Origin of the sequence: Robertmurraya massiliosenegalensis JC6 (assembly GCF_000311725.1) — a bacterium.
GTDB lineage: Bacteria > Bacillota > Bacilli > Bacillales > Cytobacillaceae > Robertmurraya > Robertmurraya massiliosenegalensis.
In genome coordinates, this window is sequence record NZ_HE978515.1 from 305,697 (window position 1) to 329,574 (window position 23,878).

The 23,878-nt window shown below is 36.6% G+C and carries 28 protein-coding genes and 1 riboswitch; of the genes, 8 read left to right on the forward strand and 20 right to left on the reverse strand.

All coding sequences use genetic code 11. The annotated features are described in order from the left end of the window. Window positions 1-37: 37 nt before the first annotated feature. The 5 genes from BMSHG_RS28835 to BMSHG_RS17800 all read right to left on the reverse strand — a co-directional run bounded on the left by BMSHG_RS28835 (window position 38) and on the right by BMSHG_RS17800 (window position 2,862). Window positions 38-436, reverse strand: a complete 399-nt coding sequence (locus tag BMSHG_RS28835) for a hypothetical protein (protein ID WP_019155815.1) — start codon at window positions 434-436, stop codon at window positions 38-40. Window positions 437-501: 65 nt separating this feature from the next. After that, a complete protein-coding gene (locus BMSHG_RS17785) occupies window positions 502-843 on the reverse strand; it encodes a hypothetical protein (RefSeq protein ID WP_019155816.1) in 342 nt (113 codons plus the stop codon). A gap of 466 nt (window positions 844-1,309) precedes the next feature. Further along, entirely contained in the window at window positions 1,310-2,158 is an 849-nt protein-coding gene (locus BMSHG_RS17790) for a metallophosphoesterase (protein WP_019155817.1), read from the reverse strand. Between the two features lie 66 nt (window positions 2,159-2,224). Beyond that, window positions 2,225-2,506 (reverse strand): hypothetical protein, encoded by a 282-nt coding sequence (locus BMSHG_RS17795; protein WP_026073513.1) that lies wholly within the window; start codon window positions 2,504-2,506, stop codon window positions 2,225-2,227. A 155-nt stretch (window positions 2,507-2,661) separates the two neighbouring features. Further along, window positions 2,662-2,862, reverse strand: coding sequence for a cold-shock protein (locus BMSHG_RS17800; protein ID WP_019155819.1), 201 nt, complete (start codon window positions 2,860-2,862; stop codon window positions 2,662-2,664). A gap of 311 nt (window positions 2,863-3,173) precedes the next feature. Here BMSHG_RS17800 and BMSHG_RS17805 point away from each other — a divergent pair, with 311 nt between their 5' ends. Together BMSHG_RS17805 and BMSHG_RS17810 are read left to right on the forward strand one after the other, a co-directional pair. Next, window positions 3,174-3,803 (forward strand): LysE family transporter, encoded by a 630-nt coding sequence (locus BMSHG_RS17805; protein WP_019155820.1) that lies wholly within the window; start codon window positions 3,174-3,176, stop codon window positions 3,801-3,803. Between the two features lie 116 nt (window positions 3,804-3,919). Further along, a complete protein-coding gene (locus tag BMSHG_RS17810; RefSeq protein WP_019155821.1) occupies window positions 3,920-4,225 on the forward strand; it encodes a DUF6509 family protein in 306 nt (101 codons plus the stop codon). Between the two features lie 15 nt (window positions 4,226-4,240). On the opposite strand, the gene BMSHG_RS17815 is transcribed toward BMSHG_RS17810, so the two are convergent. Together BMSHG_RS17815 and BMSHG_RS17820 are read right to left on the reverse strand one after the other, a co-directional pair. Then, window positions 4,241-4,636, reverse strand: a complete 396-nt coding sequence (locus BMSHG_RS17815) for a hypothetical protein (protein WP_019155822.1) — start codon at window positions 4,634-4,636, stop codon at window positions 4,241-4,243. A 36-nt stretch (window positions 4,637-4,672) separates the two neighbouring features. Beyond that, a complete protein-coding gene (locus BMSHG_RS17820) occupies window positions 4,673-5,890 on the reverse strand; it encodes a NupC/NupG family nucleoside CNT transporter (RefSeq protein WP_019155823.1) in 1,218 nt (405 codons plus the stop codon). Between the two features lie 110 nt (window positions 5,891-6,000). Here BMSHG_RS17820 and BMSHG_RS17825 point away from each other — a divergent pair, with 110 nt between their 5' ends. After that, window positions 6,001-6,234 (forward strand): YueH family protein, encoded by a 234-nt coding sequence (locus BMSHG_RS17825; protein WP_019155824.1) that lies wholly within the window; start codon window positions 6,001-6,003, stop codon window positions 6,232-6,234. Window positions 6,235-6,287: 53 nt separating this feature from the next. On the opposite strand, the gene BMSHG_RS17830 is transcribed toward BMSHG_RS17825, so the two are convergent. The 6 genes from BMSHG_RS17830 to ku form a co-directional block, all read right to left on the reverse strand. Continuing rightward, complete coding sequence (locus tag BMSHG_RS17830; protein WP_019155825.1) at window positions 6,288-6,488, reverse strand: cold-shock protein; 201 nt, start codon at window positions 6,486-6,488, stop codon at window positions 6,288-6,290. A 159-nt stretch (window positions 6,489-6,647) separates the two neighbouring features. Then, window positions 6,648-7,484: a bifunctional 5,10-methylenetetrahydrofolate dehydrogenase/5,10-methenyltetrahydrofolate cyclohydrolase gene (locus BMSHG_RS17835; RefSeq protein ID WP_019155826.1), complete on the reverse strand. Its 837-nt coding sequence runs from the start codon at window positions 7,482-7,484 to the stop codon at window positions 6,648-6,650. Window positions 7,485-7,515: 31 nt separating this feature from the next. Further along, window positions 7,516-7,599, reverse strand: a riboswitch (ZMP/ZTP riboswitch). 856 nt (window positions 7,600-8,455) lie between these two features. Beyond that, window positions 8,456-10,120, reverse strand: a complete 1,665-nt coding sequence (locus tag BMSHG_RS17840) for a glycerol-3-phosphate dehydrogenase/oxidase (protein ID WP_019155827.1) — start codon at window positions 10,118-10,120, stop codon at window positions 8,456-8,458. A 233-nt stretch (window positions 10,121-10,353) separates the two neighbouring features. Then, complete coding sequence (locus BMSHG_RS17845) at window positions 10,354-10,893, reverse strand: glycerol-3-phosphate responsive antiterminator (RefSeq protein ID WP_019155828.1); 540 nt, start codon at window positions 10,891-10,893, stop codon at window positions 10,354-10,356. Continuing rightward, the gene (locus BMSHG_RS17850) at window positions 10,890-11,819 is read right to left on the reverse strand and encodes a ketopantoate reductase family protein (protein ID WP_019155829.1); all 930 of its coding nucleotides are present in this window, start codon (window positions 11,817-11,819) and stop codon (window positions 10,890-10,892) included. Before BMSHG_RS17850 ends, BMSHG_RS17845 begins: the two co-directional genes overlap by 4 nt. A gap of 98 nt (window positions 11,820-11,917) precedes the next feature. Next, window positions 11,918-12,748: a non-homologous end joining protein Ku gene (gene ku, locus BMSHG_RS17855; RefSeq protein ID WP_019155830.1), complete on the reverse strand. Its 831-nt coding sequence runs from the start codon at window positions 12,746-12,748 to the stop codon at window positions 11,918-11,920. Between the two features lie 139 nt (window positions 12,749-12,887). On the opposite strand from ku, the gene BMSHG_RS17860 reads away from it, so the two are divergent. After that, a complete protein-coding gene (locus BMSHG_RS17860) occupies window positions 12,888-14,714 on the forward strand; it encodes a DNA ligase D (RefSeq protein ID WP_019155831.1) in 1,827 nt (608 codons plus the stop codon). A 62-nt stretch (window positions 14,715-14,776) separates the two neighbouring features. Here BMSHG_RS17860 and dapF read toward each other — a convergent pair whose 3' ends face one another. From dapF to BMSHG_RS17890, 6 genes are all read right to left on the reverse strand, one after another. Beyond that, a complete protein-coding gene (gene dapF / locus BMSHG_RS17865; RefSeq protein WP_019155832.1) occupies window positions 14,777-15,760 on the reverse strand; it encodes a diaminopimelate epimerase in 984 nt (327 codons plus the stop codon). Window positions 15,761-15,874: 114 nt separating this feature from the next. Further along, a complete protein-coding gene (locus BMSHG_RS17870; protein ID WP_019155833.1) occupies window positions 15,875-17,122 on the reverse strand; it encodes an EAL and HDOD domain-containing protein in 1,248 nt (415 codons plus the stop codon). A gap of 157 nt (window positions 17,123-17,279) precedes the next feature. After that, window positions 17,280-17,855: a TlpA disulfide reductase family protein gene (locus tag BMSHG_RS17875; RefSeq protein ID WP_019155834.1), complete on the reverse strand. Its 576-nt coding sequence runs from the start codon at window positions 17,853-17,855 to the stop codon at window positions 17,280-17,282. Between the two features lie 83 nt (window positions 17,856-17,938). Further along, window positions 17,939-18,724: a hypothetical protein gene (locus BMSHG_RS17880; RefSeq protein ID WP_019155835.1), complete on the reverse strand. Its 786-nt coding sequence runs from the start codon at window positions 18,722-18,724 to the stop codon at window positions 17,939-17,941. 50 nt (window positions 18,725-18,774) lie between these two features. Continuing rightward, a complete protein-coding gene (locus BMSHG_RS17885; protein WP_019155836.1) occupies window positions 18,775-18,963 on the reverse strand; it encodes a hypothetical protein in 189 nt (62 codons plus the stop codon). Window positions 18,964-19,123: 160 nt separating this feature from the next. After that, window positions 19,124-19,447: a DUF4870 domain-containing protein gene (locus BMSHG_RS17890; protein WP_019155837.1), complete on the reverse strand. Its 324-nt coding sequence runs from the start codon at window positions 19,445-19,447 to the stop codon at window positions 19,124-19,126. A gap of 198 nt (window positions 19,448-19,645) precedes the next feature. Here BMSHG_RS17890 and BMSHG_RS17895 point away from each other — a divergent pair, with 198 nt between their 5' ends. The 3 genes from BMSHG_RS17895 (at window position 19,646) to BMSHG_RS17905 (ending at window position 21,847) form a co-directional block, all read left to right on the forward strand. Beyond that, on the forward strand, window positions 19,646-20,425 hold the full coding sequence (locus BMSHG_RS17895; protein WP_026073514.1) for an undecaprenyl-diphosphate phosphatase: 780 nt from the start codon (window positions 19,646-19,648) through the stop codon (window positions 20,423-20,425). A gap of 12 nt (window positions 20,426-20,437) precedes the next feature. After that, the gene (locus BMSHG_RS17900; RefSeq protein WP_019155839.1) at window positions 20,438-21,037 is read left to right on the forward strand and encodes a DedA family protein; all 600 of its coding nucleotides are present in this window, start codon (window positions 20,438-20,440) and stop codon (window positions 21,035-21,037) included. 249 nt (window positions 21,038-21,286) lie between these two features. Continuing rightward, complete coding sequence (locus tag BMSHG_RS17905) at window positions 21,287-21,847, forward strand: GNAT family N-acetyltransferase (RefSeq protein WP_019155840.1); 561 nt, start codon at window positions 21,287-21,289, stop codon at window positions 21,845-21,847. 302 nt (window positions 21,848-22,149) lie between these two features. On the opposite strand, the gene BMSHG_RS27745 is transcribed toward BMSHG_RS17905, so the two are convergent. After that, a complete protein-coding gene (locus BMSHG_RS27745) occupies window positions 22,150-22,305 on the reverse strand; it encodes a DUF2639 domain-containing protein (protein ID WP_173391077.1) in 156 nt (51 codons plus the stop codon). 155 nt (window positions 22,306-22,460) lie between these two features. Here BMSHG_RS27745 and BMSHG_RS17915 point away from each other — a divergent pair, with 155 nt between their 5' ends. After that, the gene (locus tag BMSHG_RS17915; protein WP_019155842.1) at window positions 22,461-23,822 is read left to right on the forward strand and encodes an MATE family efflux transporter; all 1,362 of its coding nucleotides are present in this window, start codon (window positions 22,461-22,463) and stop codon (window positions 23,820-23,822) included. Window positions 23,823-23,878: the final 56 nt, after the last annotated feature.

A 23,878-nucleotide genomic window follows, 5' to 3' on the forward strand; every position in this document is an offset into this window, starting at 1 on the left:
GAAAAAGTTGATGTCCTTTTTGTGGATATTAATTTTATTAACGTGAACCGCCTCTCATCGTGCCTCCAGTTGGCCCGTTTACATTACCTCTCCCGTTTGTTCCTGGATCAATTCCATTAGCTCCACGGTTATTATCTATTAAATCTGTGTTAAGGTTGTCGTTCGTGTCGAAAACCCCATTGTTATTTGTACGGTTATTTACATCATTAAAAATCCCACGGTTATGGTTATTGGAGCGGTAACGTACTGGTTCAATGCCGTTGTTTCCTCGATCCCGATCAAATACACCAGTATCATTTTGACGATCATATCTTACAGGACTGTAGTTAACACCATCATCATCATTCAACCTGTTTTCATTGGCACCACAAGCTCCAAGTATTCCTAAAGATAAAGTAGCTGAGATCGTCGTGATAAGAAGCTTTTTTTTCATCATATTGAATCCTCCCGTATATGAAATTGATCCATTTAGACAATCTACACAGATTAGTTAGTCGTAAGTTACTGATTGTTGCCTTGATTTTGAGTAGCTGACTCAATAATGGATTTAGGTGTTGATGACGTTTTGTTTTTCTTAATAAACTCTTCTGCAAATTCTGCCGTCAACATCTGATTAAGTGGAGGAAATGACATATTTCTCTTTCCTTGATTACCAGCATCCGCTCTTTCCCCCTGCATTCCAGCGCCGTTTCGACGAAACATGACGGTAACAAATGCAGCGATTCCGCTAAGAGCTAAGAACATCCAACCACCTTTTTTTCGGCTTTTTTGTTTTCCAAATAACCGAAACATGTTTCTCCCACCCACTCTTGAGAAAAGCTTGTTTAACTGCTTCGTATTCATAAATCTTCCTCCTTAAAATGGGTAAAGAAGAACCTCTCCGAGAGAAAATATTTTCTCTCTGTTATAGAATGATTGAATGAGCCTTTTTTTATGTAAATCGGACGTTATCTCTTTTTACCATAAATAACAGTTAAAGATAGGTACACCATATGTATAAGAGGATTTTTCCAATAAAAAAAGCTCCTACAAAATGTAGGAAGCTTTTCGGTTTGTCTCATTCGCTCCAACCATCTCTTCCCCTTAAGCGGAATTTCTCCTGTTATCTCCTCAGTGGAGTCACTTTTAGGGGAAATAACGGAAGATTTTCCTCTTACGGAGAGCAAAATCGTTTATTTTGATATTTTTCAAGGGAATAGCAGGAATTTCTCCTGTTATCACGACTCATTTCCATGATGCTTGCTCATTAAGCGGAATTTCTCCTGTTATTTTTTCATTCCCAATATTTACAGAGAAAAAACTGACGGTTTTAGATAGCGGTGCGATTTTGACTTTCAGAACAAACTGTTATGCTGCATTCATGGATTGTCATTTCAGGCCTGCTTCCAACTCGGATATTTATCCCGGTTTGTCCTAGCCCTTCACTTATATAAAACGGCTTATTATCATGCATTTGTAAGCCTTTAATCATATTCATCCGCACAAGCTTTCCCATTTTAAAAAGGTGATATGCCTTCGGATAGCATATTTGACCTCCATGGAAATGACCTGCTAACAAGTAATCAAAATAATAATGCTTCATTTGCAGTACAACATTAGGATCATGGGTTAATACAAGATTATACCCCGACTTGGTCCCCTTAAAAGAAGCGTCTAAATCACTCCGTTTTGTGCTAAAGTCATCAATGCCAATAATATTAACTCTTCTACCATCAACTAAAATTTCAGCATTTTCATTTCGCAATACCTGACAATTGTACTGCTTAAGTGTATTCACGAGATTTTCAAGGTTTTTCTCTTTCAAAACATAATCATGGTTTCCAAGGACTGCATAAATTCCATATTTAGGTTGTAATTGATTAAATACTTCCAAATACGGGATAAGCTTTGGTATCGTCCATTTTCTATCTAAAAAATCACCTGTAAGAGCAATAATGTCGAATGATTCCTCTTTAACCTTTTGATATAGTTCATTAGGTGTAATAGATATATTTTCTAAATGCAGATCAGATAAATGGAGAATTCGTAACACAGGATGGTTGCCATTATTTTGATCTAGAGCAATTTTATTTATTTTAATATCTTTTGTATTTCGATTGGCTTTATAGATGTTGAAACTAATAAAAGCTAGCAACGCTAACAAAACGATAAGCTTCATTACATCTCTCCTTCCTCCAAAAATTATACAGGAAACTGGAGAGAAATCTGCTAGTAATTCATGGAATTAACCACGTAACTTTTTGTATTCATCAATAAAACCGTTCGGCTCCTTAGGTACTGAATAAGGAAAGACTCCTTGGTTGGTATGTAAATAAAGTACTCCTTCGGTGGAGGAGAAACGCCTAAAAGACATGTCATGAACATTTTTCACAAGAAAAACATGGTCTCTAGTAACAATACGATCCTCATACAAATGAAGGTGCTCTCTGTATTCCATTGTAATCTGTTCAAAATCTTTAATCTTTCTCTCTACCTTCACATAAGGCTGAGAAATAATTCTTCTCACTTTTCTTCCCACTCCCCTTCATGGTTAAACAAAATCCTTTTTATCAACTATATCGTCTTTAAATGGTCAATGTCCAAAAATGAGTAATAAATGATTAAAAAAAAAGAAAAACACTATTCTTTTACAAATAGTGTCCACATTTCACTTCTATTGAATTAAGAATGTTTCCCTGGATTATTAATAACTTCAATAACACGCGTCGTTTGTTCCATTTCGCCTTTACAAATAGGACAAGTCGGCACTGCGCTACTCTTAAAGTTATCACGTACCCAACAGTTACAATCATCCGCTTTACAAACCCAAATTTTCGTTTCCTCAGTAACTATTTCCTCTTGATTTCTTCTTCCAAAGCTCATTCATCTCACTCCTAAACTTAGGGTAGATCCCTTCTAAAGAAAGCAAAGGGAAAAGTTATCCCAAAAATAAAAAAACTATTATAAAAAGTTCTAAAAACGATATAACTTTTTATAATATATGAATTAATAACAAAATGCAATAATTATTAATATCATACCATATTTTTAAGTTCCTGTATAGTAATAAGTCTGGAAAGAAACGGTTAAATAGTTTTAGCATACGAATTCATTTAAGTGTGGTACAAGCTTTCCCTCCTGAATAAAATGGGTAGAAGTGTCTTTCTCTATCATGTTATAGGAGGCAACAAGCAATGATGACCTTTATTAGCTATATCTTTCTCGGACTATCACTAGCAGCCCCCATCGGACCTGTCAACGCAGCACAAATGGAAAAAGGAATTAAACACGGTTTTCTTCATGCATGGATTTTGGGTATTGGCTCTGTTTTAGCTGATATCTTCTATATGCTAGCTGTTTTTTTAGGGGTGGGTCACTTTATTCAAATCCCTATCGTAAAAGCGTTTCTTTGGTTATTTGGCTTTTTCATTCTCATCTATTCAGGAATTGAAGGCTTATCAAATGCTGGAAAAGTCCAGATTTCTCAGCAAAGAGAAACAGAGTCTTTGTGGAAATCCTTTTTCACTGGCTTTCTTATGTCTATTTCAAATCCATTAACGATTCTTTTTTGGTTAGGCATATACGGGTCCGTGCTTGCAAAAACAGCAACGATCTATGGAGTTGAAGATTTACTGATTTACAGTAGCGCAATAATATTAGGGCTGGTTATTTGGGATATCACAATGGCTTTTGTAGCGAGTAGCGCTAAAAAATTCCTATCAACAAAGGTATTGAGCATCATTGCTATTCTTTCTTCTCTTTCTCTTATCGGATTTGGTCTTTATTTTGGATATGAAGCGCTGAAGATCATTTTCACAAAGTAATGAAACTCGTCCTTTTCGAAGTGAATGAAGTCTTTTCAGTTTTACTCTTATTAATAGTAGGGTAAAATATGAAGGCATAATACTTAAACTGCACGCTAATATGAGAGGATTGAACCATGATGGAAATAAAGTCTCACACAATCGAACAAATTGAAGATCCGTTTGGTATTTTATCAGGGAACCGTTATGAACTGTTTTTACATATAGAAGTACCGGAAGATGATGAACTTTTCTCGGATAAAGGCTTAAAAATCAAAGCCTTATTAATAGAGGATGATAAAGGCTATCACCTCTCCCATTACCATATCATTGAAAACTCAACGGAACGAATTCTTGATTTTGAACTTGAAGAGGACGAAGAGAAACTCATAGAATCTTATTGTATTGAACAAGCCAAAGCATATCAAACCGAAGAAGAATAGGAAGCATGCCGCTTCCTATTCTTCTATTTTCTTGCCTTCCTCTATAATGTGATACATAAGATGAGCAAGGTGATGAATCGGTCCATACTCCTCCTCTTCTTCCTCTTGTTCATCATGAAACTCTAGATCGTTTAAATGTAATGCTATAAATTGATAAAAATCCTTCAATTCAAATCCGTAGCAACTACTAGGTTCCTCTTGCTCATCCTCATAATGTAGTACTAAGTAAGATTCCTTCCCTTCTTCATCTTCGGCATCAAAATAAACAAAAAAACCAATATTTGTATCCAGTTCAAATAAATGTCGTGTCCCACCCTCAGTTATTTTTGAAAAATCTTCTTCAGATAATTTTTGTACTGTCATCGCATCAACTTGATCTTCCTTATGGAAATGAACTGTAAATGTTTTCAACTCAATCGCTCCTCTACTATATTTTCTCTAGTTGTCCTATATAAACATACCTGCAATCGCAGCACTTAGCAAGGACGCAAGCGCTCCCGCAATCACTGACCTCACTCCCAGTCTCGCAATATCCGCTCGTCGATTCGGTGCTAAATTTCCTAAACCACCTAATAAAATAGCTAAAGAAGAAATATTGGCGAATCCGCAAAGGGCAAACGATACAACCGCTACCGTCTTCTCAGACAGATTAGGAATTTCCGGCGCAAAAGAAGAATAGGCTACAAACTCATTTATGACAAGCTTTTGACCAATAAAATTCCCTGCCAAAACTGCCTCATCCCACGGAACCCCGATAATAAAAGCTAAAGGGGCAAATACATATCCTAAAACAAGCTGTAACGATAACTCTTGTAAACCAAATAATGAGCCAATCCCACCTAAAATTCCGTTAATTAGCGCTACAAGGGCGATAAACGCAAGAAGCATCGCTCCAATATTTAACGCTAACTGCAATCCAACACTTGCTCCGCGTGCAGCTGCATCGATGACATTCGTTGATTCCTCATCCATTTCCATCTTAAACTCATTCGGTTCTGGTGTCTGATCCGTTTCTGGCAAAAATAATTTCGCCATCACAAGACCTGCAGGAGCAGCCATAAAACTTGCCGCTAATAGAAACTCAAGCGGTACACCTAGTAAAGAATATCCAATTAAAACAGAACCAGCTACAGAAGCAAGTCCTCCAGTCATGACTGCAAACAATTCTGATTCGGTCATTGACGAAATGTACGGACGAATCACTAACGGGGCTTCCGTTTGTCCAACAAAAATATTGGCGGCAGCTGACATTGATTCTGCTTTTCTCGTCCCTAATAATTTCGCAAGCGCTCCACCAAGAATGCGAATAAAAAACTGCATCACCTTAATGTAATAGAGAACGGAAATAAGTGAAGAAAAGAAAATGACAATCGGTAACACATTGAAAGCAAAAATATGTACGATATGAGACTCTTCGGTGTAAATCCCTCCAAACAAAAAGCTAATCCCTTCGTTTGAATAATTAATGATTTGACTCACACCGTTTGATAAAATCGTTAATCCCTTCTGTCCCCAACCTGTTTTTAGAACAAGAAAGGCAAAGAAGAGTTGAATCGTTAACCCTCCTAGTATAGTCCGAAAGTTAACTTTATTCTTATGAGTTGAAAACAAATAACCGATCGTTAATACAACGAGAATACCGACTATCCCCCAAATATATTGCACTACTTTCACCCCTATTTTTTATAATCTTCGATGACAGATTGAATAGGCTGCATTATACTTTTGTTAGTATGCGCAAACTGCCATAATAAAACAATCGAGGTGACAACTTTATGAAAATCAGAAAAGACTTTTCCAATGGACAGGAACAAAAAGTTTTCATTTATGAAAACAAGAAAGAAGAATACATTCTCGTTGCCATTCCTGACATCAATTGGAGTGCATCTTTTGCCTATGATGAGGATTTAATCGAAGACAAATTGGATAAAACATTGTTAAAGGTTGTGGACAAAGAAAGTGCTAGCCGGATCAGTAAAAAGATCTACCAATGGACGAGGGAAATGTAACGAAGACAAATTTAAAAGGAGTCCACCTTGTGGAACTCCTTCATATTTAACTGTTACGCCTTATTAACGTTAACAGCTTGTGGTCCGCGTTGACCTTCTTCAATGTCGAAAGTAACTTCTTGACCTTCTTCTAGGGTTTTAAACCCTTCGCTTTGGATAGCAGAGTAGTGTACAAAGACGTCTTCTCCACCTTCAACTTCGATAAATCCAAAGCCTTTTTCTGAGTTGAACCATTTTACTTTACCAGTTGCCATTCTAATCCTCCTAAAAATCAAAAGCATTTGATGATAACTAACGTATCACATCTATAGTTTGCCTAAAATTTAGATTTTAAATCATTTTTTTGATATTTTTTCTAGATTATTTTTTCGGCCTAATGATATTACACCCAAACATAATTATTTTCGGTGTCCTCAAACCCTCTCAGCTGCATCGACTGTATGCTTTAACAGCATGGAGATCGTTACAGGTCCTACTCCGCCAGGGACAGGAGTGATAGCTGATGATTTCTCGTAGCATGAAGCATATTCAACATCACCAACGTTACCTGGGTTATATCCTGCATCTAAAACCACAGCACCATCTTTAAGCCACTCACCCTTAATGAACTCCGGCTTCCCGACAGCAGCGACGATAATATCGGCCTGCTTAATCATCTCTTCTAAATTAGTTGTCCTTGAATGACATGTCGTTACAGTTGCATTCCGATTTAAAAGTAACGCAGAGACCGGCTTACCTAAAATTGGGCTTCTACCAATAACAACAGCATGTTTTCCCTCAGCTGAAATATGATAATAATCCATAATACGAATAATGGCAGCAGGAGTACAGGATGGATAAAGCCCAAATCCTAATGCCGTTTGGCCATACCCCCAACTCGTCACACCATCAACATCTTTTTCTAGTGCTATTGCTTCAAATGCGGCTCTTTCATCTATGTGAGATGGTACAGGATGCTGCAGGAGAATCCCATGTACTTTCGGATCGTTATTTAGTTCTTGAATGGTATGGAGTAATTCCTCCGTAGTCGTTTCTTTCGGCAACTGAATTCGCTGGGAAAGGATGCCTAATCGTTCACATGCATTCCCTTTCATTTTTACATATGTAGCTGATGATGGATCATCGCCAACTAGAATCGTTGCTAAACTCGGAATAATCCCCTTTTCCTTTAAAGCTGCTATTCGAGGCTTCAGCCCTTCCTTTACATCATTCGCAACCTTTTGTCCGTCTAAAATTAGCTTTTCTTCCATGTATATACCTCCCCTGAGATCAAAGTATGTAATTAGTTGCCCAGACGACCGGCTATACATAGACGTAGCTCCCTTGTGGTTTATTCCACCCAAGTCGTCAGTCACTACGAATTTTAAGAAAAAACAAGATTAACGAAAAAACAACGCCAAATCCTCCTTTATTATATCAGAAAACACATATAATACAATGGAGTTATCGTTATAATGTTCGTTAATAATATTCACACTTTCTATATACTACTTTAATTAATATTTCATTTTCTAACGATATTATTTGTCTTAATTTTTAAACATAATTGAAAAGGCACCAACAACTTATTTTCTTTTAAAATAAGTTGTTGGTGCCTTGATTGATATATTTAAGGGTGAATCTGACGATAAAGATTAATCTTTTATTATAGTTTTTAAATCATCATATTTTCTGAACTAAGCTACTTATTTAGTCTCACATTAGTAGCCATCATTTAAACAAAAGCCTTGACCTAAAACAACGAAAGCCCTGCCTCTCTTCCATCAATACGGTTCCTTGACCGCGCCTTTAAGAATTAGGATTTCAAAAGTTCAAGTGCAAAGATAATAGTATTCAATTTCGTAACTCCTCTTTCGTTCATTCTTACTAAGTAGAATGCTGGATATTTCGTAATGAAGCAATTTTTTAATAGGAAATGTATCGTGCTGTAAGAGTTCATAACACTTCAAGACATTTAGTCTTGACTCAACTAGTGGGTACGAATCTACTCTGTAGTGTAGCTTAAAAGAAGGTATTTGAGAGGGAAACCTTGCAGCCAGAAGGTTCGATATTCTTCTTTAAAACACTCGGAAAAAGTTTATTGCCTATTAATCCGAATTATTACCTTTTCACTGTACCTAAAATATATCGAATCACCATCATATAATGAAATACATTTTTTGTCAACTTCACAATAGAAAAACAAGACAATTCCAGCTAGAATTGCCTTGTTTTCTATTCATTACTTTTGAAGATCTACTGGAACTGATGCATCGATTAGTGCTGCTTCTAGTTCGTATTGATATGATTCTTTTGTTTCCTCTGTCCAAGCAAAATAATCAGCCATATAGTCGATAACATTTTGTTTGTATGTTCGTACTAATGAAATGTCGAACAAAATTGCCCCTGTTCTTCTATTGAAGAAATCAACAGGAGTAAAGACCATTTCATGCTCTAAGGCATATTGAAGTTTAGCAAATAATGGGAGCGACAAGTCATATTCTTTTGCTTTTTCAGCACCTTGAGCAACCATTTCAAACAGGTCCTTCACATTAGAACCATACTTTGATGCTAAATGAGCTGCCTCCTCTTTCGTAAGACCCACTTTCTGTCCAGCCACAACTTGTTCAGTCACAAACTGATCGAAACGAGCTGATCCACCTACATCTCCACCAGAAATAGGTAAATTTTTCGTTTGACAGTTTGCAAATGATTGCCCATATTCATCTTGTAATTTTTTTGCTAATACATTAGTGATCATTTCCGCCATTTTTCGATAACCTGTTAACTTGCCACCAGCAATCGTAATAAGACCTGATTTTGATTCCCAAATCTCATCTTTACGAGATATTTCAGAAGGGTCTTTCCCTTCCTCCCAAATTAATGGGCGCACACCTGCCCAGCTTGATTCTATGTCTTCTTCTGTCACATTCACTTCCGGGAACATATAATGAATCGATTTCAAAATGTATTCACGATCTTTTGAGTCCATTTTCGGAATAGCTGCATCCTTGTCGTAAAACGTATCTGTTGTTCCCACATAGGTTTTCCCTTCTCTTGGAATCGCAAATACCATTCGTCCATCCGGCGTGTCAAAGTACACAGCTTGCTTTAATGGGAATTTAGATTGATCAATGACAATGTGAACCCCTTTTGTGAGCCGCAATACCTTTCCAGTTTTTGATTGATCTTTTTCACGAATTTTATCCACCCATGGTCCAGCAGCATTAACAATTTTCTTGGCGCGAATTTCATATTCTTCCCCTGTGATGCGGTCTTTTACAACCACTCCAACCACTTTACCATCTTCATAAACTAAATTCTCAACTTTTGAATAGTTTAGTGCGACCGCTCCTTTTTGGACGGCTTGTTTCATCACCTCAATCGTTAACCGTGCATCATCTGTGCGGTATTCCACATAAACGCCGCCACCTTGTAAGTTATCTTTTTTCACAAGTGGCTCTTTATTCATTGTTTCATTCGCACTAAGCATTACTCGACGTTCGCTTCTTTTCACACCTGCTAAGAAATCATATACTCTTAACCCAATTGAAGTTGAAAATTTGCCAAAAGTCCCACCTTTATGAAAAGGTAATAGCATCCACTCTGGTGTTGTCACATGTGGTCCATTTTCATAGACAACCGCTCTTTCCTTCCCTACTTCAGCAACCATTTTCACTTCAAATTGCTTTAAATAACGTAATCCTCCGTGTACAAGTTTCGTGGAACGACTAGAAGTTCCGGCTGCAAAATCCTGCATTTCAACAAGACCTATTTTCATTCCCCTTGTGGAAGCATCAAGTGCAATTCCAGCACCTGTAATCCCTCCACCAATGACAAGTACATCAAAATGTGTACTTTTTAGTTGTTCTATAACATTTGCTCTGTTTTTGTTAGAAAAGTTCATGATCCCTATCCCCTTTATGATCAAATAGTAGTTGCGTTTTCAATTCTCTGTTTACACAATTAATATAGTATTAATTATCTGTAATCGGTTAATATTGATGAAGGCATGAAAAAAGAGACCACAAATGACATTATCAACGATAATGTATTGTGGTCTCTCCGTTTCTCCTACCGAACTATTAACTTAATTTAATCGTAACATAAACAAATACGTTTTGCACCCTTTTTACTACATCAATTTTTCCATAAGTCCATTTTTGAAGTAGTAATAGCCGTTGCTCCTGCCTCAATAGCATTAGCGACTTCTTCTGGTGTACGAATGAGTCCACCAGCAAAAATCGGTGTATTTAAACGTTCTTTCACTTCTTTAATCATCCACGGCATCGTTCCAGGTAGAACTTCTATATAGTCAGGCTTCGTCTTTTCGATTAAACGATAGCTTTTTTCAAGGGCATGGGAATCAAGTAAAAAAATTCTTTGAACTGCGATAACCCCTTTTTGCTTAGCTTTTAGAATAACATTTGATTTCGTTGAGATAATTCCATATGGCTTATATTCTTGACAAATATATTCAGTCGCATAATCATCATTTTTGATCCCATGAATCATGTCAATATGATAAATCATTAGTTTCCCTTTTTGTTTTGCCATTTGACAAATGTTTTTAAGCTGCGCAATGTGAACTTCAAGCATGACTCCAATTTCATAGGAGCTTTCTAAAAACATTTCGAACTCTTTCATGTTGGTTGAAGCTGGTAAAATCTTTTGATTCACGATTCTATCCCCAATACGGCTTTTTCATATACCTTTAAGTTTGCATAAATAAGCTCTAAAAAAGGAGTCTTAATATTTTCAGCTTGCGCTTTTTTTAGTAAATATAAGAAGAAATGGTCTGCCTCTGTTTGCATCCCTTTTTCCATATCACGTTGCATAGAAGACTTCATTTCATAGCCCATTTCTTTTATTTTCGCTAACTGTGGTTGAATATGCTCCTTGCTAATCGGTGCACCTATTGTCTCCATTACTGTCACTACTTCGTTTACGATTCCTTCTAATACGGCAAATCCACTTTTCGTTTCGCGAATAGGTCCAATAGGCGAACGCATTAACGTTGTTGCCCCTGACAGACAGGAAATAAACAAATATTTTTGCCACATCTCTTTTAAGATTTCTCCACTATATATAAAATTCGCCTTCGTATCAGCAAAAGTCTTCGTTAATCGCATGATGCGCTCTGTTTCTTCTCCGCTTTGTTCACCAAAAATAAGATTATGAATAGGACTTGTTTGTACAACCGTTCCATTTTCGTCTAAGGTCGACTCAATAAAACAAAGACCACCAATAACTTGTTCTTTCCCAAAATGCTCAGCTAAAAGTTCGAGGTGAGAGATGCCATTTAATAATGGTAAGACCATCGTTTCCTTATCCACATAGGGACGTATATCCTCTATTACTCCATTTAAATGATACGCTTTTGTTGAAAGGATAATGACATCATATGTATCAGGTTTTTCTCCACTAACAATCAATTTCGGTCTTACATCTATGTCTCCATGAACACTACTGATCTTTAGTCCGGTTTCTTCAAGCTTTTTTTTGCGCCTTTCTCGCACAAGAAATGTAACGTCCTCTCCTTTTTCCACTAAACGACCACCAAAATAGCCACCAACAGCGCCTGCACCGACAACTAAAATCTTCAAATTTAGCTCCCCCTTTTGTAACTGCTCCTTCCATTTATATTACCATATCTTATGAAAAAAGTCGGTATAGTCACATTCTCTATCCCGACTTTTTAAACTTAGGCTTCTTTCTTCTTTTTTGTTGTAGTTCGTTTTTTCTTAGCCGTTGCCTCCTTTGGTTTTGTTCGATCAATTGAAGCTTGAAGAGCTGCCATCAAATCGGTCACATTAGATGGTTTTTCTTTTTCATTTGGGGTAACGATTTCCTTACCGGTTCTCTTTGACTCAATTAACTCCAACAGTGCGGTACGATAATCATCTGTATATTTTTCCGGTTCAAAATCATTGGTTAGTTGATCAATGAGGAGGATTGCTGTACTCAATTCTTTATCTGTCACTTTTTCTTCATTTGGCACATTAGGAACATCGCCCGCAGACCTTACTTCATCCGGGAAATGAAGAGTTTCCATCACTAATGTATTTTTGTACACTCGAATCACCGCCAATTGTTCTTTAGAACGAATGATGATTTTTGCAAGGCCGACCTTTTCAGATTCTTCCAATGCTTTTCTTAAAAGAGAATAGGCTTTTCCTCCCCCCTCACTTGGGGACATGAAATAACTTCGATTAAAAAAAATCGGATCAATTTGCGCCATTTTTATAAAATCAATGATTTCGACCGCTTTATCTTCTTTTTCTTTTTTTAAACTTTCCAGTTCTTCATCGTCCAAGACGACAAATTTCCCTTTCGTATACTCATAGGCCTTAACGATATCTTCATTTTTAACTTCTACTTCACAGACCGGACATACTTTTTCATATTTAATTGGTGAATGACACTCCTTGTGTAAATTGCGGAGCTTAATATCTTTATCTTCAGTGGCTGCATGAAGCTTGATGGGAATATTGACTAAACCGAAGCTAATACTCCCTTTCCAAATTGTATGCATGGGCATTGCTCCATTCTTTTTTACCACTATTTTATGACCATTCTCGTTCATCATCCTGTTAAAGATATGGAAAGTCACTTTTGAAAATGAAAAAAAGAGACAAACTACTAGTAGTATTTAGCTGAAGGGAAGAATCCAATTGAAACCAATGTTACCAACATTAACATTCGAGATTCCAAAGGGGGAAGAATGGGCTTACGAAGTGAAATACGATGGTTTTCGTGCATTGCTTAAATGGAGCGAAAGGGTGGAATTAGACAGCAGAAATGAAAAACCGCTTTTACCACTTTTTCCTGAAATAAGTGAATTTCTTAATAAAGAGAGGAAAAAGATTGAACCATTTCTTCCTTTGCTCTTTGATGGAGAGATTGTCTTTTTAGACAATGATTATAAGTCTAACTTTAGCCATGTTCAAACAAGAGGGAGAATGCGATCGCAAACAAAAATGACAGAAAGAGCCAATCATTCACCTTGCCAACTACTTTTATTTGATGTGTTGGTTCTAAAAGGGGAAAGAATCAGCTCTGAACCTTATGTTAAAAGAAAGGAATTATTGAAATCGTTTTTTCAAGAAATAGGATGGCCCACTCGTCCCGATCATAAAAGTAACAAAATCATTCAAATGGTTCCATTTTATGATGATTACAAATCCATTTGGGATAAAGTCACCCTCTATAACGGCGAAGGAGTTGTCGCCAAAAAGCGGAAGCATCTTTGGGAAGAAGGAAAGCGGACGACGGCATGGTTGAAATTTAAAAACTGGAAATACGTTTCCTGCTTCATTACCTCCTTTGAAAAATCGAATGGATACTTCTATGTAGGCGTCTATTCTAAAGACAAAATTGTCCCCCTCGGGCAATTTCTATTTGGGATTAAGCCTGATGAAAAAAAAGCACTTTATAAGACTTTGAAAGAAAATAAAATCGATGAAGATGAACGATTTATCTACGTAAATCCAGCAATTTGTGTACAAATTAAGTATTTAGAAATCTATGAGGAACAATTACGTGAACCGCATTTTGATATGTTTCGATTTGACTTGCTTCCGACTGACTGTACATATGAACGATTTCTCCTGCAACAGAATAATCTCCCGACAGAAATTGAGATTACTCATCCTGAAAAACCTTTATGGAAAGAACCTGCTATTCAAAAACATGATTTCATTCATTATTTAAGAGAGATTTCACCTTATTTCTTACCATTTTTAGAAAATCGATTACTTACGGTGATTCGCTATCCTCATGGCATTTTCGGGGAATCTTTTTACCAGAAAAACACCCCAGACTATGCACCTGAATTTATCGAGACGAAACTTGCGGACGATATTAACTATACAGTTTGCAATCATTTACAAACTCTTCTTTGGTTGGGGAATCAATTAGCTATCGAATTCCATATCCCCTTTCAAACAATTGCCAGTACTGGTCCAAGTGAAATCGTATTCGATCTAGATCCACCATCAAAAGAATATGTTCATTTAGCGATTAAAGCAGCCTTAATGATAAAGGAAGTATCTGATCAATTAAATTTAATAAGTTTTATTAAAACATCTGGAAATAAGGGCCTGCAAATCTATCTTCCACTCCCAGACAATCGCTATCGCTACGAAGATACGAAATTATTTACGTCGTTCATTGCTGATTATCTTGTTTCTAAAGATCCTGATTCCTTTACAATCGAACGAATGAAGAAGAACCGCAAAGACCGACTTTACATTGATTATGTCCAGCATGGAGAAGGGAAAACGATTATCGCCCCTTATTCTCTAAGAGGAACTCCTTTCGCTACAGTTGCTACTCCGTTATTTTGGGATGAAGTCAACGAAAAACTAACAATTGAGCAATTTCAAATGCCAACAATCATTCAAAGAGTAAAAGAAAAAGGAGATCCATTTCGTACATTTTGGCAAGCGAAAGAAGAACAAAACTTTGATGCCGTGTTACAATTTTTAAAAAGGAACTAGCGAAATTCCGATCTTACTATTTAATATTATAAGAAAGGAGCCGAATAAAGAACGGCTCCTTTCTATAGTACATCCTTTAAATAGGAAGTTACTTCTTCTTGAAGTTTTGTATATTGTGCGATTTCTTTTGAGAATTCGTTTTTAGATGTACAAGTAAATGTAGATGGAGATTGTACATTAACCTCTATCTTTGCTACATACACATAGGTTGCATTACCAATTAAATCGATCGTATATGAATTTTCTTTTTGATGGGCGACACAGCGTACCTTTCCACCATTATTAAAAACTTCGACCGGTTCTTCTAAATGATTCAACTTATTCAAACAAGTCACTAATGTAGAAGCTGACATTGCTGTTCCACATGCATTTGTAAAGCCAACTCCTCTTTCAAACGTACGCACGTAAATTTGACCAGGCTGTATCGCTTTTACAAAGCTGACATTGACCCCGTCTGGAAATAATTCATTGGGTCCATTCACGTATTCACTTAATTCCTTTTGAACAGTTGAGTGAATCGTCTCATTATCAACAATCGCAATTAAATGAGGATTAGGAACGGCTACCGCTGTAAAAGGAATCTCTTCAGATAATGCAGGAAGCTTTTCATTTACGAATGTTTCTTGAGAGATATGTAATGGAAGTTCCCTAACTTGAAAAGAAACAGGTGAAATTTCAACTAAATAAGTTGGAATCTCTGGGAAAATGTCATGTTCCTTACGAACAGCTAGGTCAGCTTTCATTGTTTCGATTAGGGCAGAATCCTTGTTAAGTAGTTCGCAAACATATCTTGCTACACAACGAAGTCCATTGCCACACATGGAAGCTTCCGAACCATCTGCATTAAACACACGCATTCTTCCGTCTGCTCTGTCACTCTTCATCACAAACAGAATTCCGTCTGCACCAAGCTCTGTTTTGCGATTACAAAGAGAAATTGCTAATGCACTTCGTTCACTTTCTGAAAAAGTATACTCATTTGACATTTCATCTATTAGTAAAAAATCATTTCCTGAACCATGACACTTGATGATTTCTAATTCCACTTTCTTAAACCTCCACAATATCAAACTGATGATAAAACTATATATATTTAATTCGTTAATTAAACTTATTTTATATTAATACATTATGAATCTCCATATTAAAATGACTTTCCTTTAAATAATTACTTGATCTTCATTATCCATTAAATGATTGGACCATGTTAATGATTCTGCATAAATTTTGAAGAGCTCTTTTTCCTCTATTCGCAAATCCCTGCATATCTCACTTATTCTCACCCAATGTGCCTTTTCCACTGCCATGACCAAATCAAGCACATCCTTTAAAGGGTTTTGAATCCCTGACAATGCATCACTAAGGTCCTCATGGAATGGTAGATCCTGAACCATTTTTTCCATCGGCACGCCTGCTAGCTTGTCCATAAGCGAAAATAGGCCTAACGTAAAATAAGTGGATGGAGCCTTTCGATTTCTCTTCAACAGTTCAATCGATTCACACATTTTCGCTCTTGTTAACGATAAATGGACCACTTCTTTGCAATGTTCAATTTTGCTCATATCTCTTTCTCGAACTGAATGGACATATAACCATTTCTTGATTTCCATAATTCCTAGTAAGATAACCGCTTGTTTAATGCAGTAAATTTTGTGTTTTGTATGCCTGTATTGGAAATTCACGAGTTTTAGCAGTTTATAGGACAAGGAGAGATCCTTTTCAATGTAATCAGAAATCACGTCAATGCTCGTTTCATTCATAATAATTTCATGTAAATGATCATAATTAGTAAAGATATAGCTAGGAATATCATATGTTGAAATAATCGATGGTTCCGCAAAGAAATAGCCCTGAAATAACTCATAGCCATTTTTTCTTGCCTCGTTATAAGTTGCCACCGTTTCAATCTTTTCCGCAAGGAGTTTAATCCCGCATTCTTTCGCTCGTTCTTCAATTCGCCTTCGTGTATTCTTCGATGTAGCAAGAAAATCTACTTTAATAATATCAACATATTGAATTAGCTCCTCAGAATAAAGATTCCGATTCTCTAACACAACATCATCTAAAGCGATTTGATAGCCTAAATTTTTTAGGTCATGGCAAATGGAAAGAATCTCTTTCGTCGCATAAATCGATTCAGACAATTCAACAACAATTTCTTGTGGTGTAAAATAGGTAGGCAATCCAAGAAGAAGGAGTTTTTTTGTGAAATTTATAAAACAAGGCTTACCGCTACTTAGTTGTTCAATGCCGATGTTTAAAAAACTATTAATAATGACTTCTGCAGTAGCTTGATCACCATCAATGTTCGGAAAAGAGTTCTCTAATCCACTTCGGTAAAAAAGCTCAAATGCTACATGTTCTCTTTCTCTATTTAAAATAGGCTGCTTGGCAACAAATACTTCCATTCTCTTCCCTCCGACAAAATAGTCATTGTTGACAATAGTCATTTTAAAGAAGTATTTTTGATAATGCTGTCGAAGTTTGTATGACAATCTTATTTTTTCTTTTTATTTAAGTGAAAAGGAACGGCTCATATGAATGCCGTTCCTTTTTCTACATGCTTTAAGGAAGTAGAATCATTTCCTTATACATCACTTCTTTTTTTATACCACCGACTATTTTTGCTCTCACAACACCATCAGAGTCAATAAAATAGGATGTTGGATAGGAAAGAATGTCATATTGACTTGCCACTTTCCCGCTTTCATCCATCAAAATAGGAAATGATAGTTTGTATTCCTCTGCAAACTTGTGAACATCTTCTCTATTTTTTTCTGTAATCGTCACATTTACAGCCAATACAACAAAATCATCTTCCTTATACTCCTCGTATAATGCCTCCATGTCTGGCATTTCTTCTTTACATGGCGGACACCAAGTCGCCCAAAAATTCAAGAGAATTTTTTTCCCGCGAAAGTCCTCTAATGCCACTTTTTTCCCTTCAAGTGTCATCAAAGAAAAGGACGGGGCTCGTTCTTCTATTTTAAGTCCAACTGGTAAGGATTCGGGATTTTCCATTCTTTCATATTTTGCACTCTGAATCGAGTCATTATTGCCACTGTTTTTTTTCAAGATGGTTCGATCGATGATTACGAGAAGGATAATAATCGATACGAAAATCAGTAAAAATTTCTTCATCCACTAAACTCCTTCTTTATAAAAGGCTCCTTATATCGTTTTTATTCTACTGAATTTTAAAGAAGGAAGCTATCTTTTTAACTTCAATGGTTACGATATCGATATATTTTCACGAGAAATGCAAGGAGTGCACAGCGTTCCTCTTTTGTTAAATCATCATCAAAGGATAATACAGGAGTATTCGCATCTTTAAAAAATTGATCCCACTCAAGTGGCATCCAGCCTTTACGCACTCGTCCGAGAGTTTGATTGTTCATGTTTTTGAAATGGATATCTGTAAAAAATCGTTCCGAATGCACTTTGATCGGAAAGGAAGCTTGAGGAAGGATGATATCAAAAACCTCTCCTTCCCGTTCTTGAATTGTCATTCGCAGTTCTCCATTTGGCTCATATACGTTTGCTTGATTTCTTTTCCATTTGAGTTTCATCACTAATTCGTTTTCAGCATTATAAAATCCATATTCTGCTGGGATCATTTTATCGAGAAAATAAGGGAGGAACCATCTTAGCTTCGTATAACGGACATCTTTTAATTCTCCTAATGCTACTCCTTTAGGACTGAAAAGAAGCATACGCAATGATGGGGCTGGCATAAAAGTAAGAAGAAACTCATTTTCACTTTGAAGGGAGAGGTTCATCTTATCTACATGTAAATTCCCTTTTATATGCGCAGAACGCTCCTGATTCAAAAGATATGTTTGATAAGAGGAAAGGCTATACAGAAAAAAAGGGACTGCGGTCCATACCACTTCTTTTCCTGGCAACAAAATCGTTAACGGGATGATTAGAACGATAACTGGTATAAGCGCAGCAATGCTTCCATTTAAGGATGTAATTGCTGTAGAACGGTAAAATTGTTGAATATTCATCAGAAAAATCTCCTCTATTAGTCAATAATCTTTTTCGAATCTAGGATATGTCAATCAACTGATGGCTGCCGCTTTATTTTCCTCTTCAAGTACTCTATCACTCTATGAAACAATCGTTTTAACTTGCCTTCCCATTGTGCAGGGCCAAGTACAATTCGATTAACAAGGAATTCTTTCAATTCTTCCAAAAACACTAGCACTAAAAATACGACGATCACTATAGTCAACCACGTCCACATTGAAAGGCTCCTTCCTCATTCTAGTATGTAGTTTCCTCTACTATCACTATATTCGTCTTCCTCTTAATCATGCTTATTTTGTAAATCATTACTCTATTTTTACAACTACGATATTTAGTTTTCGATAGAAAAAAAGTCTAGGTATGTCCCTAGACTTTTACTATCGGATTAAGCGGAACACGAGCGGAATTTTGTAAGTAGTTCCTTCGTATGCTTTAATCGCTGCCACTATCGTAAAGATGAAATACAGTGCTCCCACAATCCAAATCGTAATAAATCCAATAAGGACAATCATCAAAAAGGTGCTTAAAAGGGTATATACTCCATAGGAAATAAAAAAGTTGAAATATTCTTTGCCGTAATAATCAACATAAGCAGAGTCGTCTTTTTTTATTAACCATATAATTAACGGACCAATAAAAACAGTGAAAAAACTAACCACGAATATAAGTGTAGCAAATAATCGTTCGTCTTGACTTGGCATCCTCATTCCCCCTCTTTAACTGAACTTAAAGTCGTCAAAAGAACTCTATATATACTATACGATTAAAAATGAAAAAAGTTCTCTTTCCTCTCTTCATATTGTGACCAAAGTGGTGACGATTCATGTTTATGTTCTCGAATTGGACATCATGAATACATTTATAAAAGGACAACTTTAAAAAGGATGATGATCATTGTGATGTCAAAACTAGAAGCGTTCATACTTGGGATTATCCAGGGCCTAACCGAATTTATCCCCATTTCTAGCACAGGACATCTTTATTTGGGACGACATTTGTTTGGCCTTGATGAAGCTGGATTATTCCTCGATACGATGCTTCATGTGGGCACGTTACTTGCTGTTCTTGTTGTCTATAAAGATGAACTCCTCCATATTGTTAAAAACCCATTAGGAAAACGCTCCTCATTACTGATGATTGGGACGATTCCTGCTGTCATTGTGGGTCTTCTCTTAAATGATTTATTTGATTCTATTTCCAAAACAGGGGTCACGATTGGGTGGGAATTTTTATTTACTGGTTTTATCCTGTGGATGGCAGACAGCGTCAAAAAAGGGGCCAAAAAAATGGACAACATTACCTATGGAGATGCATTATTTATCGGAGCATTTCAAGCTGCAGCTATTTTTCCAGCAGTTTCGCGTTCTGGTTTAACGATTGCCGCTGGTCTTTTTCGAAAGCTTGACAGGGAAACTGCTGCTTATTTCTCATTCTTACTTTCTATTCCTACGATATCAGGAGGAATTGTATTAGAAATGGGAGAATTAGTGTCCGGAAACATGGAAGCAGTCACTCTCGGTAGCCTTATTGTAGCCACGATTTCTTCTGCACTTTGCGGCTATTTTGCGATTGTTTGGATGATCAATTATTTGAAGAAGCGTTCATTAAAGGTTTTTGCTGTATATGTATGGATTCTAGGATTAGCTGTGTTAACCTTTCAGCTGACTGGCGTTTTTTAGGGGCGGATCTGTATGCATGAGATGATATCGAACATTTTCGATTTACTGTCAGAGCTAGGGTATTTTGGGATATTATTTGGTCTTATGATCGAAGTTATTCCAAGTGAAATTGTGTTAAGTTATGGTGGCTATTTAATTAGTACAGGCCAAATCCATTTTTTCGGAGCTCTCCTTTGCGGGGTCCTAGGCGGCACGGTTGCACAGTTATTTTTATATTGGCTAGGAGCATACGGTGGAAGACCCTTTTTGGAGAAGTATGGGAAATATCTCTTTATCCACCCAAAGCATCTTAATGCCTCAGAACATTGGTTCAAAAAATATGGGACGGGAGTGATCTTTTCTGCACGGTTCATCCCTGTGATTCGTCACGCCATTTCCATTCCAGCTGGAATTGCAAGAATGCCTATTTCTCATTTTACGATGCTTACGATTGGCGCAATGATTCCATGGACGATTTTATTTCTTTTACTTGGAATCGAACTCGGCGATCATTGGAAGATGATTGAAGAATATTCTCGCCCTTTTTTACTCCCGATTATTGGGATATCCCTCGTTGGAATCACCCTTTACTTACTGTTTACATTTATAAAAGAAAAAGGAAAAAAATCTTAAAATTTTTTCATAAAAAACCTATTTCCTTTTTCAATAATTTCTTGTATTATACAGAAAGAATACTGAATGTATTAAAAACAAAAAGCAATAGGGAAGGCAAATGGTGCGCCACCAGTGTGTATGATCTGGTTCTAGTGGGTTCGATTCCCACCCCGAAATTTTTTAGCACGATTATAAAAAATTTCGAGGTGGGTCTTAGTCTCTTTATGCATGGAATAAGACTGTCCTCATTCATGGAGGGAATTACTCATGCTTAAAAAACGCGAACTTCAAGACAGTCATGCATTATATGAGTGGATGATCCACCCTGATGTCTTCCCTTTTGTGCGTCATAAAGCCGACTCATTGGACGAATTTTTATTTCTCACAAGGCAAACAATTGAGGCAGAGGAACGCGGGGAACTCATTTCACGTACAATTCTTGATGAGTGGGGAAATCCGATTGGAACGATAAATTTATTTGATATTAAAGAGCAAGCGGGGTTTTTAGGTACGTGGATCGGAAAACCTTTCCATGGAAAAGGCTATAACAAATTAGCAAAAGATGCCTTTTTTGAGGAGATCTTTTATAGTTTAAATATCGAAACAGTCTATATGCGGATTCGTAAAGAAAATATTCGTTCACAGAAAGCAGCTGAGAAGCTTCCGTATGTGATCCATGCCAATGAAACGAGAAAAGAGATTTTTCAACAGTTAAATGGCTCAGAGCATCTCTATAATTTATATGAAATCCCAAAGGATCTCTATACTTTACATGTATTACGACATGGACATGAGCAACAAGAAGCAGCTCATTTGTTAGAAGCGTAACCAAAAAAACAATATGAGTGTTGTATCGGAACCTCTTTTTACTAAATAAATAAGTGAACGTTAAATAAGCGGAGATTTTCCTGTTACATGCCTCAACGGTGCTCATTTCAGGTAAATAACAGGAGGGGTTTTCGCTTATACAATTATTACGTTTTTTTAAGCAATAGGTGGAATTTCTCCTGCTATATTAGCTTTTTTCATGTGCTTTATTCATGTTATCCGACTATTTATCTGCTTTAGAATGTAACCTGATTCCTCGAACCAAAATAAGAAGGCACCCGTAAACGGAGCCTTCTACTTCTTTAATCTTTCTTCTCGGTCAATTGAAGATAAATATTTCGCAATACATATGCTTTGTATAATTCCAGTTTTTTTCGCTCTACCGGATGATAATGAACGCCAAGTTCTTTTAATTTTTGCACATACCAACCCTTTGATCCTTGATAAGCCACCTTCATTCTCCTCTCAATCACGCATGTTCCTACACTATATGAACTAAAAACCACTTATATGTTAAATGAATTCAATTTCGTTGTTGTTGGCATACGTATACTTCCCTTAGATATGATATAATCCATTCTTGTAGCAGAAATTTCTAGAAGAGGTAACGAACATGGATCAGACCTATAGTAAAAAAGAAAAAAGTAAACAGCTTCTCCATATCTTAATTCCTATTTTAATTACTCAATTCGGAATGTTCTCCATGAATTTCTTTGATACGATGATGTCGGGAAGATTCAGTCCAAATGACTTAGCAGGCGTTGCCATCGGTTCATCTATTTGGGTGGCAGTTTTTTCAGGACTTAGTGGAATTTTATTAGCAGTGACACCCATTGTTTCTCAACTTATAGGTGGAAAAAAGGAGAATGATGTCGCCTATAATGTTATTCAAGCCATCTATTTAAGTTTTTTAATTGGAATCGCGGTTATAATTAGCGGCATTCTTTTCTTGGATCCATTGCTAAATGTAATGAGCTTAGAGTCAGAAGTACGACGGATTGCCACGGATTATTTAACAGCATTAAGTTTTGGAATCCTTCCCTTATTCGTCTATAATGTACTTCGCTCGTTTATTGACGCATTAGGAAAAACGCGCGTTTCAATGTTCATCACTTTGTCAGCATTGCCCATTAATGTATTCTTTAATTACGTCCTTATTTTTGGAAAATTAGGCTTACCAAAGCTCGGCGGAGTTGGAGCCGGTTATGCATCAACGATCACCTATTGGCTAATTATGGGAATCGCATTATTCGTGACAGCAAAACAACACCCATTCTCTTCTTATCGACTATTTAAATCTTTCCATCGTTTATCGATTAAAAAATGGAAAGAAATTTTAATTATCGGTGTACCAATAGGCTTTTCGATCTTTTTTGAAACGAGTATTTTTTCAGCTGTTACTCTGTTAATGAGTGTCTTCGATACGATTACGATTGCTTCCTATCAAGCTGCTGTGAACTTTGCTTCATTTTTGTACATGGTTCCATTAAGTATTTCCATGGCCTTAACCATTTTAGTTGGCTTTGAAGTAGGAGCAGGAAGGTTAAAAGACGCTAAAGTTTATAGCTGGCTCGGCGTATCAATGGGTGTGATGATGGCGATTTTATGTGGCCTCATCTTATTAATATTCCGTTTTGAAATTGCTAGTCTCTACACAACCGATGCAAAAGTATTAGAATTGACCGCCCATTTCTTATTGTTTGCCCTCTTCTTCCAATTGTCAGATGCGATTCAGGCGCCGATACAAGGAGCATTAAGAGGCTACAAAGATGTCAATATGACGCTAATGATGTCATTCATATCATATTGGGTAATCGGTTTACCAGTCGGCTATTGTTTAGCGACATTTACAAGCTTAGGTCCGGTTGGCTATTGGATTGGATTAATTAGCGGATTAGCGATTGGGGCTCTGACCTTAAGTATGAGGCTTATTTATATTCAAAAAAGAAAATTTAAACATCCATTAGAAGTGTAATAGAAAGGATTTTTTTGCAAACATTGTTGCTATTTAGTCATCGATAGGAGAATAGA